This is a genomic window from Komarekiella delphini-convector SJRDD-AB1, from assembly GCF_014831675.1.
Lineage (GTDB): Bacteria > Cyanobacteriota > Cyanobacteriia > Cyanobacteriales > Nostocaceae > Komarekiella.
Map to the genome: position 1 here is coordinate 21,974 of NZ_VJXY01000014.1, position 12,955 is coordinate 34,928.

At 41.3% G+C, this 12,955-nt stretch carries 8 protein-coding genes; 6 read left to right on the forward strand and 2 right to left on the reverse strand.

Going from position 1 to position 12,955, the window contains the following annotated elements:
- Positions 1-153: 153 nt before the first annotated feature.
- Complete coding sequence (locus tag FNW02_RS14415; RefSeq protein WP_191758225.1) at positions 154-771, forward strand: NUDIX hydrolase; 618 nt, start codon at positions 154-156, stop codon at positions 769-771.
- A gap of 921 nt (positions 772-1,692) precedes the next feature.
- Here FNW02_RS14415 and FNW02_RS14420 read toward each other — a convergent pair.
- Both FNW02_RS14420 and FNW02_RS14425 read right to left on the reverse strand, forming a co-directional pair.
- Positions 1,693-3,828, reverse strand: coding sequence for a serine/threonine-protein kinase (locus FNW02_RS14420; protein WP_191758226.1), 2,136 nt, complete (start codon positions 3,826-3,828; stop codon positions 1,693-1,695).
- A 426-nt stretch (positions 3,829-4,254) separates the two neighbouring features.
- On the reverse strand, positions 4,255-5,952 hold the full coding sequence (locus FNW02_RS14425; protein ID WP_191758227.1) for a serine/threonine-protein kinase: 1,698 nt from the start codon (positions 5,950-5,952) through the stop codon (positions 4,255-4,257).
- Positions 5,953-6,222: 270 nt separating this feature from the next.
- On the opposite strand from FNW02_RS14425, the gene FNW02_RS14430 reads away from it, so the two are divergent.
- The 5 genes from FNW02_RS14430 to FNW02_RS14450 all read left to right on the forward strand — a co-directional run bounded on the left by FNW02_RS14430 (position 6,223) and on the right by FNW02_RS14450 (position 12,942).
- On the forward strand, positions 6,223-7,779 hold the full coding sequence (locus tag FNW02_RS14430) for a phenylacetate--CoA ligase family protein (RefSeq protein WP_191758228.1): 1,557 nt from the start codon (positions 6,223-6,225) through the stop codon (positions 7,777-7,779).
- 496 nt (positions 7,780-8,275) lie between these two features.
- On the forward strand, positions 8,276-8,893 hold the full coding sequence (locus FNW02_RS14435) for a hypothetical protein (protein WP_191758229.1): 618 nt from the start codon (positions 8,276-8,278) through the stop codon (positions 8,891-8,893).
- A gap of 43 nt (positions 8,894-8,936) precedes the next feature.
- Positions 8,937-9,308 carry a hypothetical protein gene (locus tag FNW02_RS14440; protein ID WP_191758230.1) on the forward strand — a complete coding sequence of 124 codons (372 nt, stop codon included), beginning with the start codon at positions 8,937-8,939 and terminating at the stop codon, positions 9,306-9,308.
- Positions 9,262-12,009, forward strand: coding sequence for a hypothetical protein (locus FNW02_RS14445; RefSeq protein ID WP_191758231.1), 2,748 nt, complete (start codon positions 9,262-9,264; stop codon positions 12,007-12,009). Before FNW02_RS14440 ends, FNW02_RS14445 begins: the two co-directional genes overlap by 47 nt.
- A gap of 129 nt (positions 12,010-12,138) precedes the next feature.
- Entirely contained in the window at positions 12,139-12,942 is an 804-nt protein-coding gene (locus tag FNW02_RS14450; protein WP_191758232.1) for a hypothetical protein, read from the forward strand.
- Positions 12,943-12,955: the final 13 nt, after the last annotated feature.

Genomic DNA, 12,955 nt, shown 5'->3' on the forward strand with positions numbered 1-12,955 from the left:
GACTGGGGACTGGGGACTGGGGACTGGGGACTGAGGACTGAGGACTGAGGACTGGGAAAGATAAGTACCAATGACTAATGCCCAATGCCCAATGTCCCATGCCCAATTCCCAATTCCCAATGCCCAATGCCCCATTCCCTTAAATAAAAATATATGGAACCTAAATGGTTGGAATGGTCGCAAAAGTTACAAGCGATCGCCCAAAATGGTCTAACGTATTCTGAGGGTGTTTTTGATATTGAACGCTATAAACAATTGCGGGCGATCGCAACGGAAATTATGGCGACTTACTCAAATGTGGAACACAATTATGTTCTTGATTTGTTTGCCCGTGAAGTGGGATATGCAACTCCTAAAGTTGATGTGCGGGGAGCAATTTTTCAGGATAATACTATATTATTAGTCAAGGAAAGATCAGACGGCTGCTGGACTTTACCAGGTGGATGGGCTGATGTTGGTGAGTCTCCTAGTGAGGTAGTTGTTAAAGAAGTATTTGAAGAATCTGGATATCAAACACGCGCTATCAAACTACTGGCAGTTTATGACAGAGACAAACAGGGACATCCACCGTTTCCGTTTTATGTCTATAAGTTGTTTTTTCACTGTGAAATTATCGGTGGTGCTCCGTTACCGAGTATTGAAACTGAGGAAGTTGGTTTTTTTCCCGAAGATGCGTTACCAGAACTTTCTCTTGGACGTGTGACATCAGCGCAAATCACCCGAATTTTTCAGCATTATCGCAATCCAGATTTACCGACAGATTTCGATTAGGAACAGAACTTACGCACTCAGATCCCCCAACCCCCTTAAAAAGGGGGCTTTATAAATTCCCCCCTTTTGAAGGGGAGCCAGCGCGGTCTTCTCCCAAAGGGAGAGGCTAGCGCCAAGGGGGTTTCCACGCCACTCCCCACAACGAAGGGAACCTCCGCAAGGGGGTGGCTCCCCATGAGCGACTGGCGTGGGCTAGGGGGGATCTAGGTTTCAGCCTTCAGTGCGTAAGTCCTAAGGAAGTAACCTTCACCAAAACTGGTAGTTACATCATGGTTAGGTAACTCCAACAAATAAATCATCTAATCTTATGGAGTAGGCTTTTGCCCTGCTCAGTTCATAGGACGGACGAGACACTCATATCACAAGAAATATAGCTGTTCTATTTGATTTGTGAAAAATATAAATAAGAAAACGAACCGCAAAGTACACTAAGGGCGCAAAGGGAAGAAAGAAAAAAGAGATATATAATTTTCACAAATGATTTAGGACTGCTATAGTTGGATATTTTTTTACTTGGAAGTTTTTTAATGGTTAAAAAAAACGCCAAGACTAAGCAGTAAAGGCGTAGATTTATTTTTTAATTTCCGAAAGTTAAGGCGCGAGTGTCGTGAGTATAGAAAATATCTAAGTAATTCTCTTTAAGAGGTTAATATTTTTGGCTTTGATCTCGAAGTTCCGAGTTCCGAACACGAAGTTCCGAGTTCCGAACACGAAGTTCCGAGTTCTGAGCACAAAGTTCCGAGTTCTGAGCACAAAGTTCCGAGTTCTGAGCACAAAGTTCCGAGTTCTGAGCACGAAGTTCCGAGTTCTGAGCACGAAGTTCCGAGTTCCGAACACGAAGTTCCGAGTTCTGAGCACGAAGTTCCGAGTTCCGAACACGAAGTTCCGAGTTCCGAGCTTGATGGACTATATTTTTAATGTTTAATTACTCTGGGGCGTTATCTCAGCAGTAGGTGTAGGCGTAGGTGTGGCGGTTTCTGTAGGAGTTGGTGTAGGCGTTATCTCAGCAGTAGGCGTAGGCGTAGGCGTGGTAGTTTCCGTCGGAGTTGGTGTAGGCGATGGAGGAGGGGCGGGGGTTTCCGCTGTGATGCTGAGTTGATAATCTACTGGTTGTGATGCTGTTGAGACGACGACAAACTCATAAAATCCCGACTCTGGCAATTTAGTTGACAAAGTACGCTGTTTAGAATCTTCCAAAAATGCGATTTTGCCTGAAGGGGAATAGACTGAGAGCAAAACTTGGGAATTTGCTTGTAGCTTCAATTCCATAGATTGCTCTTTGGCAAGTTCAGCAATGAAAACTTTACCATCGCCGGATTTGAGAGTACCGCTGACTGTTTTGCTAGTCGCACCTTGATCAAAAACAAGTTTCTGGAAAGCGCTACCAGCGAGAATCGCACTGAGTTTATCGCTAACAAACCCGTACCAGACTTGTCCTATGGGCTGGCTTTGAAAATTTTTACCACGCTGTTCAGGAAATTTACTGAAGAAGGCAGCATCGCCCAAATCATATAAAGAACGACTACCAACGTTAATTCGGTTGACTTCTACTTTCCAGCGATCGCGTTCAGCATTTGTGTAAGTTCCCAGTTGCCTGCGCGAGTTAGCACTAAGTGAGGCGAGCTTTTCTAGTAATTGGGCGGCGGTTTGATCCCATTGGGCCCGTAAACTGTCATCTTCGGGCCCATCGCTGAGAGTGCGTCCCCGTAAACTAGGGTTGGTGTCCCAGAAGACTTGATTTACTAAGTTAACGTAGAAGTTTTCATTAATACCCAATTGTTGACGGCGATCACTTAATCTTTCTTTGCGTTGTCGTTCTGCTGGGGAATATTTCGCTAAAGGATCGACTGGCTGGGTAATAGTTGCAGTTGGCGTAGGATTGATTTCGTCTGGATTGCGATTGCTCCTACTGACTTCCCACCAAACTAGTCCAGCGGTGCTAACTAACGCCAGTGTTGCAATAAAGGTTTTCGTTGGTGTCCACCAGTTTGTTGGCGGAGGGGCGGAGTAAGAAGGAGTGGAGGGGGGAGGGGGAGAGATGGCGACGGTGGCGGATGTGGGAGCTGGTGGGGTGGGATATTGAGTTGGGGCGTAGTAGTTTTGGGGTGGAGTGAGGGCTTCCAATACTTGACGAGCTGATTGGTAGCGATCGCTCGGTCTAGGAGATAGCATTTTATCTAATACCTGTCCAAAATTGGCACTCAGGTTAATTTCTCGTCGCCATTGCCAGGATAGGGTATAAGTATCAATTAAGTCTTGCGGCTGTTTCCCTGTCAGTAGAACTAGCACCGTTACCGCCAAAGCATACAAATCGCTATGAGGAGACACCATCCCCGTTTGCATCTGTTCTGGGGGAGCGAATCCTACTTTACCCAATAGAGTTGGTGATGGAGGAGGCGCAACTTCGCCAGGTTGGTAATATTGGGAAGCAACAGTTGCCACTACTTGTTTGACACCGCCAAAGTCAATTAATACTGGAAGTTGGTCAACGTTGCGAAGAATTAAGTTATCAGGGGAGATATCCCGATGAATTACACCAAGTGAGTGGATGTACTCCAAAACTGGCAAAATTTGCTGTAATAGTTGGCGTCCTTCCACCTCTGTAAACCGCAAACCCTGCTGTATGCGCTCATTTAATAAAGAATTATAAGTTTGTCCTTCTACATAATCTTGCACTAAAAACAGGTATTCTTTGCCCTGTAAGTTGATGCGTAGCAGTTCCCGGAAGCGCGGTATTTGGGGATGTTGGAGCTTGTAAAGAACACTTGCTTCTCGCTCAAACAGTTCTCCAGCTTTTTGGACAACGTAAGCAGTCTGAACTTGAGGAGAGAATTCTTTTAAAACACAAAGTTCACGGAATCGGTTGACATCCTCGGCTAAATATGTTCTTCCAAATCCCCCTTGACCAATTTGACGCACAATTACATAGCGATCGCCTAAAGTTAATCCCGGTTTGATACCGTAACTCACGGGCGTATCTAACTGCTCACCACACTGGAGACAAAAGCGACTACCTAGGGAATTTTCGTGTCCTTTGGAACAATATAATTTTGTCATTTGTCATTTGTCATTTGTCGTTTGTCATTTGTCAAGGGTCAAGGGTCATTAATTATTCTCTCTTCCCAGTCACCAATCCTCAATCCCCATTGCCCCTTATCCCCAAAGCTACGGTGTACACACATCTCTGTACCAAACCAAAATCGTGTAGATCCTCCTAAATCCTCCTTAAAAAGGAGGACTTTGAGAAGTTTTTGCCCCCCTTAAAAAGGCTACGGTGTACACACATCTCTGTACCAAACCAAAATCGTGTAGATCCTCCTAAATCCTCCTTAAAAAGGAGGACTTTGAGAAGTTTTTGCCCCCCTTAAAAAGGGGGGTTAGGGGGATCAAAAGCTTGTGAGGCCACTCTCAAAGACTTGTGTGTACACCGTAGTTATCCCCAAAGGGGGCCCCGAGTTCCCCAGTCCCCAATCCCCAGTCACCTTACTTGCCAGATTGAACTTTACTAACTTGATCAGCTGCGATCGCATACCAAATTTGAATGAAAGCTTGCTGACTTAGTTTCCCACGCCGCTCACCAGGAAACAACTGCTCAAATTTTTCATTTGTATCTTTGTTCAGTTGACTGATGGTATAGTCTCCTAACTGTCTTGCGCGTGCTTGTCGTCTCCAATTGTCGTAATCTTTTGTACTATAGCTTCCGAGTTTACGACGAGATGCTGTACTGAGGTTAGCTTGTTCTAGTTTATTCAACAAGTTGTCAGCAATACCGTACCATTCATCGCGTAAAGCCGCATCTTCGGATTTAGAGGTGAGGCTACGTCCCTTTAATTCGGGCTTGCTAGTATAAAAAGAATTATCTACTAAACGTGTAAAAAATACTTCAGGAATTTCTAACTGTTGGCGGCGACTGAAAATTTCTTGGGGGTTGCGACTTGTGTTTCTGTCGCTTACTGGTTGTCCAAGAGGATTGGGTAACTGTGGGATTTGTGGTAACGAGATTGATGGTACGGTGATGGAAGATACGCTGCGAATGACGGCATTTACTACCGCCCAAGTACCTGCACCAGTTAAAACAACCAAAGCAGTCCCCCCAAGACTGACAGCAAAAGGACGAATCCAAACAGGTAAAGGTATCGCCTTACTAATCGCTTGCGTCTTATTGTGTAATTTACTGACGAGCGCACTAGCGCGTTGTCGTCCAGGGGACACTACCATCGTCTTAAGTTTGGTAGCATGAGTAGTCGGGATTTTGGTAGCATTTGGTGATGGTAAATCTTTCAGGACTTGATCGGCTCGTTGATAGCGATCGCTCGGTTTATAAGACAACATCTTTTTTAACACAGTTTCTAATTTGGGACTGACGTTGATTTCCTTTCCCCAGTACCAAATTCCCTGAAAGCTGTCGTATAGTTTTTGCGGTTCCTTTCCCGTGAGCAACACTAGTGATGTCACCGCCAAAGAGTATAAATCACTATTAATGAATACTTTCCCCTGGCGTAGCTGTTCCTCTGGTGCGTAGCCTTTTTTACCCAACAAAGTGTGATTTCCCACCAACTTGGTGCGCCAAAAACCTTGTGAAGCTGGTAATTGTTTGACACCACCAAAATCAATCAGCACTGGTAAATTATCAGAACGCCGCCAAATCAAATTATCGGGAGAGATATCGCGGTGAACTACATCTAGTGAGTGGATATACGACAGCACTGGTAAAATCTGTTGCAATAGAGTGATTACTTCTTCTTCACTAAAGGTCTTTCCTTGGCTTTCACGCTGCTCTAGTAATTGGTCAAAATTATCACCATCTACATAGTCTTGCACTAAAAAGAAAAAGTCTTTACTACCGATTTTCACTTGTAGCGAGGCGTGAAAACGCGGAATTTGCGGATGCTGGAGTTTTTTCAGCACACTTGCTTCTCGCTCAAATAACTCTTTAGCTTTTTGTAAATCCTGCTGGTGTTGTACTTGGGGTGCAAATTCCTTCAGCACGCATGTTTGATTGGATTTATTTCTATCCTCTGCCAAATAAGTGCGTCCAAAGCCGCCCTGCCCTAGTTGACGTATAATTTGATAGCGATTATCCACAACCTGCCCAACAGCAAGAGGTAATGGCTCACCACAATGGGTACAAAAGCGGTTACTACCATTATTTGTGTGTTGTTTACTGCAATAAACCTGCATGGTGCTGAAGGATGAATTAGGTTTTTATAAGTTACTACAACGGATGCAGTTTGATTTACGGAAAATGGTCAAGAGTCAAAGGTCAAAAAATCTTTTGGCTTATGGCTTTTAACTATTGTCAGATTCTTGGTTCTTTTTGAACAACTGCACTGGGGGAGGGTTTGTTTGCTTTATTTAGGAAAAGAGGTTTAAGAGGATGGGACAATCGCTAAAATACTCAGAGCAAGTAACGGTGGTGTTAGTTTTACTTCAGGATGAGCAATAAGTGTCATGAACTGCAAATCACAAAAGCAGAGAGCAATTAGAGCATTTGAAGATTTTTTATCTACCCCCTTAGAAACGTTACTACAACAGCATTTAGATACTCCTAATGAATCAGCAGCTTTGAGTTTATTTCACGATGTGGCTGCTAATGTACCCGCTTACAAAGCTTTTTTGGCAGAAAGAGAAATTAATCCGGCTGCTATTCAAACCTTGGAGGAGTTTCAAAAACTACCTGCGATCGCCAAAGAAAATTATATACTGCGTTATCCTCTAGCTGACTTGTGTCGTCACGGACAGTTGCAAGCGTGCGATATGATAGCCGCTTCCTCTGGTTCCACAGGTAAACCAACATTTTGGCCCCGTTTTTTTACAGATGAACTGCAAATCGCCACACGCTTTGAGCAGATTTTTCACGACAGTTTTTATGCAGATACTAGACGTACCCTAGCTGTGATTTGTTTCACTTTAGGCACTTGGGTAGGTGGCATGTTCACTACCAACTGCTGTCGCTATCTTGCCAGCAAAGGTTATCCTATCACTGTAATTACTCCTGGTAACAACAAAGAAGAAATCTTGCGGGTTGTGCAAGAACTTGGCTCAGCATTTGAGCAAGTTGTACTGTTGGGATACCCACCATTCTTGAAAGATGTGATTGATACTGGTATTGCTCGTGGTGTAGAGTGGCAGCAAAATCAGATTAAGTTAGTTATGGCGGGAGAGGTATTCAGCGAAGAATGGCGTAGTTTAGTTGGCGAAAGAATTGGTTCCCAAAATCCCTGCTACGATTTTGCATCACTCTACGGTACTGCGGATGCAGGTGTATTGGGTAATGAAACGCCTTTAAGTATTTGCATTCGCCGTTTTTTAGCAGACAATCCCGATGCAGCTAGAGATTTGTTCGGAGAATCTCGTTTACCTACGCTGCTACAGTATGATCCCGTAAGTCGCTATTTTGAAGTCCAAGATAGGGCATTACTGTTTTCTGGTGATAATGGCATACCCTTGATTCGTTATGACATTTTAGATACTGGTGGGTTAATTAGCTACGATGCCATGATCCAGTTTTTGGCACAATGGGGCTTTGATACCGTTGCAGTTTTACAAGATGAAAGACTAAAACAATCATCTATAAAGCTTACTAAATCTTATACTCAACACTCACCCAGAGGTATTCATCCCCTACCTTTCGTCTATGTCTTCGGACGTTCTAACTTTACAGTTTCCTACTTTGGAGCGAATATATACCCAGAAAATGTCACAGTAGGATTAGAACAACCAGTAATTCAAGAATGGGTGACGGGTAAGTTCGTGTTGCAGGTAAAAGAGGATGCTGACAAAAATAGATTTTTATCTGTAGTTGTGGAGTTAGCATCGGGGGTGGAGGGTAATGAAGATAAGCAGCAAACCATAGCATTTTCCATACTCTCGCAACTAGTGCGCCTCAACAGCGAGTTTGCTAACTACGTTCCCTCAGAATATCAAATGCCACAAGTTGCATTAGCTCCAACAGGTGATCCCGAATATTTTCCTATTGGAGTAAAGCATCGTTATACGCGTAAATAAAAGAGGAATAGGTTCGGTTTATAATTTAATACAGTTCAGTTAGAAATCAACATATATTTCGGGAGTTTTGTTAAGAGGCGTCAACACATACAGCGCCAACATAATCAAAACTTTAATTGTTAACCATTGAGAGCAAATTGCTTTGCTATTTTATATGTCAATTAGTCTTTATTGTTAATAACTGTTGAATAATAACTCTGAACAAGGATTATCTTGCATTTACGCGGAACTTAATAACCTGTAATTGGGGCAATTAATCGCTTAAATTGTAGCGATTTCTAGTCGATGTTTGAAAGTAAATTTATTAAAGTTTTACTTATTAAATAAACGTTAATATTTTCTTAACTTAACTCAATCAAGATTAATAGTTATGTATAAAATTTTTTACTGCAAGTTCATAATTTGATTCAAAAATAATGTTAAATCGTGTTAGATTGTGATAGTTGTAACACTAAAATCAACGTGTAATTATAATACATTGTAAGGAAATTGGCAAATGTCTAGACAAAGTTCTCACGAGAGTAACTTTTTCAAAGCTTTAACTGGTAGTGCGGTGAAAAAATCCTATAAGTTGAGAATGACACTGGAATCCTGTCTGGCTATTCTGGTTGAATCTGTACCTTTTTTAATTGCTTGTGCTGTACTTGTAAGCGTTATCAGCCTGAAAAGTCCGATCCTGCTTTTTTGTTTACTAGTTGGTAGTTTAATTGCAGTAATTGTGCAGCAAATTGGTCAGCAGGTGAATTTACCCAAGCGATCGCTTATCCCATTACAAATCTTAGCAGTAGCCATCATCTTAAGTTTGTTTTGGTTAGATTATTTTGCATACCCTGCACAAGCGCAGTTTTTTAAGAAAGCTGAAGATTTTTTTAAAAATACTCTAACCCAAGGTGCAACAACTAACAGTAATACCCAAGCAGCAGTAAGTTTAATATTCAACGTATTACGGGCACTTTATCTACTCTATATAGCCGTTGCTCTAATTGGTGTAATTAACGCAGTGCGTAAAGATGAAGATTGGCAAAGTATTGCTAGAACTCCCTTATTAGTCGTTGTTGCTGTTACCATTGCTGATGTACTCACAGGTTTTGTGATAGGCGATAGCAGCAGATAATTTATATCTATCGATTAGAGGAAGGATAACTAAGATATTTGCAATGTCTCAAGAGCGTGAACAAGAATTTCGTCCAGTCAATCAAATTCTCGGAAGTCAACCTTCATTAGGCCCAATACCTGCCGATCAAATTCTTCCTTGGACGCTAATTTCCCTAACTTCATACTTTATCATCAACGGAATTTTTGGGGGGATTTTTCAAGAGGAGTTTCAAAAATGGTTATGGACGGTACTAATTGCTGGTTGGGGAATGGGGACTTGGTGGATATTAACTGGTGGTAGGAGTTGGAGTTTTTTAAGCAAATTTGTAGGTGTTCCCACTTGGACAAGAGGCTTTGCTCGTTATCAAAGCTTGCTGGAAGTTAACCATGAAGCAAAAAATCGGAAAAAAAAGCGTCGGTATCGCAGGAAATGAAACTAGATTAACACCATTTGAAGACGCTTTACACTTGGCGACAATGTTGCGCGTCTCATTAAATGGACGTGATATTGGCGCTTACGCTTTGACGAAAGGAACACAAAAAGATAGGTTTTGCTTTGTCTTCGGTTTTGAATGTCGAGGTATTCATACCACTTTAAGACCTGAGCAAATCGATACAATTGTCAATAATATTGAAGCGGGTTTAAAAGATATCCCTAGCGATGAAAGAATGACGCTACATTTAGGGTCTTTTAGTTCAGATAAAACCCGCCAGCAAGAACTCGCATCATTGATCAAAAATGCGCCGTCACGAGATATAAAATATTTGTTGATGGCAGAGCGAGCCAGAGTCAAAGAGCTGACTATTTCTGGTATTAGGAAGCCAAAATTTTTACGTATTTATGTCACTTATACTGTTGAGTCTACCAATACCAATGCAGATGATTGGATAGAGAAACTTTTAGCAAAAGCAGAATCATGGTGGTTAAAATTCAAAGGCGAACTATCAGAAGTAGAATATCAGCGCCTCGAAACTATCATTACTAATGCTTATAAACAAGGTTTTCTGCGTTGGGAGCAACTTTTAGCCAATAAAATGGGATTGGATATCAAGCCTTTAACTGCTGATGAACTCTGGGAGGAAACCTGGAGAAGATTTAATAATACGCAGCCAATAGATATTCCCCAATTGATTACTTTAGATGAAAATGGACTACATGAACAAGTTAATTCAGACTTAGCAAGTACTAAATTACTCATCGAAAATATCCATAGTACAACTTTGCTGTTAGAGTCTGGTGTACCTTGTGCTGACCGTCGTTGGGTTAATGTGAATAATCGCTATATTGGCGTAATGACATTTTTAGAAAAACCCGGAGGTTGGTCAAATAAATCCACTCAGTTACGTTATATATGGGAATTGCTAGCAAGGGAAACGGTAGTAGATACGGAAGTATTTTGTGAATTAACTACTGCAAATCCAGCATTTGTTAAAACTACCTTGCAAAGAGTGCTGAAGCAGTCAAATATGACGACAATCATGGCTCAAGAAAAAAGCAAAACCATAGATGTCAACGCTCAATTAAAGTTAAAGAAATCTGTAGCAGCACAAGAGCAATTATATGAAGGTGCAGTACCAATTTATACGGGTATAGCGATTTTGGTACATCGTCAAAGTATAGAGAAATTAGAGGAAGCGACAAGATATATTGAAAACTGTTTTCAACGTCCAGCACGGGTGATTAGAGAAACAGAATATGCTTGGAAAATTTGGCTGCAAACTTTACCAATAGTTTGGGAGGGTTTGTTAGCAAAACCCTTCAATCGTCGCCAACTATATTTAACAAGTGAAGTTCCAGGATTAATGCCTTTAGTACTAACAAAACAAGGTGATAAACAAGGCTTTGAGTTGATTGCTGAAGAAGGTGGAACACCCATACATCTAGATTTGTTTAATCAACATAAAAATTTAGCGCTGTTTGCAACAACTCGTGCTGGTAAATCAGTATTAGTATCAGGAATTTTAACTCAGGCTTTGGCGCATGGCATTCCTGTAGTGGCGTTGGACTTCCCTAAACCTGATGGGACATCAACTTTTACTGACTATACAGAGTTTATGGAGGGGAATGGGGCGTATTTTGATATCTCCAAACAATCAAATAACTTATTTGAGCAGCCAGATTTACGATCGCTTGATCCAGAACAACAACGCGATCGCACACTAGATTATACCTCTTTTTTGGAATCAGCTTTGATGACGATGGTTTTAGGGTCATCTGCTGAGAATCAGATTCTATCGCAAACTGTGCGATCGCTTCTCAACTTGGCTTTAGAAGCCTTCTTTGCAGATGAGGGTATCAAAGAGCGATATCGTAAAGCAATAGCAGGGGGATTTGGTTCTGCGGCTTGGCCTAAAACCCCTACCTTAAGAGACTTTCTCTATTTCTGCTCTCCAGAACACCTACAATTAAATTCTGTAAGTGGGAGAGTTGAAGACGCCTTAAGCCAAATTCAGCTGCGCTTGCGATTTTGGCTTTCTAGTCGCGTTGGACAAGCAATCTCTGCACCATCTAGCTTTCCCACCGATGCACAACTTTTGGTTTTTGCGCTCAGAAACCTATCAGATAATGAAGATGCAGCAGTACTATCTTTAAGCGCCTATTCAGCAGCGTTACGACGTGCATTAAGCAGCCCAGCTTCCATATTCTTCATCGACGAAGCACCGATTTTATTTGAATTCGAGCAAATTTCTGACTTAGTTGGCAGAGTTTGTGCCAACGGCGCTAAAGCTGGAATCAGAGTTATTTTATCAGCACAAGACCCTGATACCATTGCCAAATCTAAAGCTGCATCTAAAATTTTGCAAAATTTGACAACACGATTGATTGGACGCATTCAACCAGTTGCAGTAGATAGTTTTGCAGACATCTTAAAATATCCCCGCAACATCATTTCTCGTAATGCCTCAGAAAGCTTTTTCCCACGCAAAGAAGGTATTTATAGTCAATGGCTGCTAGATGATAACGGTATTTATACATTTTGTCGCTACTATCCAGGTTACGAACAATTAGCAGCAGTTGCTAATAACCCTTATGAACAAACTGCACGCAGTCAAATGATGCAACTTCACACCGATAAATATGAAGCAATTTCTACATTTGCACGTCAGTTAGTGGCTACACTACGCAGTAGTTAACAACGATTCTAAAACTTATACACCACACATTTTTTTAACTCTTTCTCTGCGCCTCTGCGCCTCTGCGTGAAATAAAAATAAATTTAATTAATTTAAACAAATTCGTTCCCCATTCCCAAACACAGAGATATGCAAAAAACCACCTTTTTAACTCTTACTCTAGTATCTCTAGTAATGTTACCAGCAATGGCACAAGTAGGTGAAGTTTGGACTGATTTTCAATCATATTCTGTAGATTTACAAAACTATCTCCAAAATAATCTGAGCGAAAACCTAAAGCCTGTAGAACCACAAAGTAGAAGTGCTATCACTAATGCTACAGGAGAATTGAATATACCTAATCCAATCACTGCTGGACAGAGAATTCGTGATGATATTTTTATCAATTCCATATCAGACCGTTTTGAGAATAATTCAGTAGTCCGCTCAAATTTAGTTAGCAATGAAATTAATCGTCTAATTACCCGTGGAGCTGTGTCAGGTCTTTTAGGTGAAGCTGGGCAGATTCGGACAAAAACAAAGTTAATAAATACTGAAAAAACTCTGAGAAATATTGCGGGATTTAGTGATGTAGACGAAGATAGGACAATATTTCAAGAGCTATTAGAAGGAACTGGTATTAAGCAAGGAAAAGGAGAAGACTTAATCAGTCTAGCCGATAAGGTGCTTGGTCAGGGTTTATTAGCATTATTATCTGCTAACCAAGAAACTATTAAAATTCAAAAGGAACAATCAAAAATTGTAGCTGAAACATTTGCTCAAACCCTACAAACTAATCAATCTCTGCAATACTCTAACTTAAACTTAGCCAATATTTCTCAACAAATGGAAGAGGAAAATCGTGCTCGGAGAGTAGATACATCTACAGAAGCGGCGCGACTTTTGCGAGCCACTTCGCAAATGGATTTGTTTGGGACAAAAATTGATAATTAGAATTCAAAATCAA

Excerpts from the sequence above, each read along its gene's own strand:
- FNW02_RS14440 (WP_191758230.1), top strand. The coding sequence starts at position 8,937 with ATGTCTCAAGAGCGTGAACAAGAATTTCGTCCAGTCAATCAAATTCTC.
- FNW02_RS14420 (WP_191758226.1), bottom strand. The coding sequence starts at position 3,828 with ATGACAAAATTATATTGTTCCAAAGGACACGAAAATTCCCTAGGTAGT.
- FNW02_RS14445 (WP_191758231.1), top strand. The coding sequence starts at position 9,262 with ATGAAGCAAAAAATCGGAAAAAAAAGCGTCGGTATCGCAGGAAATGAA.
- FNW02_RS14415 (WP_191758225.1), top strand. The coding sequence starts at position 154 with ATGGAACCTAAATGGTTGGAATGGTCGCAAAAGTTACAAGCGATCGCC.
- FNW02_RS14435 (WP_191758229.1), top strand. The coding sequence starts at position 8,276 with ATGTCTAGACAAAGTTCTCACGAGAGTAACTTTTTCAAAGCTTTAACT.
- FNW02_RS14430 (WP_191758228.1), top strand. The coding sequence starts at position 6,223 with ATGAACTGCAAATCACAAAAGCAGAGAGCAATTAGAGCATTTGAAGAT.
- FNW02_RS14450 (WP_191758232.1), top strand. The coding sequence starts at position 12,139 with ATGCAAAAAACCACCTTTTTAACTCTTACTCTAGTATCTCTAGTAATG.
- FNW02_RS14425 (WP_191758227.1), bottom strand. The coding sequence starts at position 5,952 with ATGCAGGTTTATTGCAGTAAACAACACACAAATAATGGTAGTAACCGC.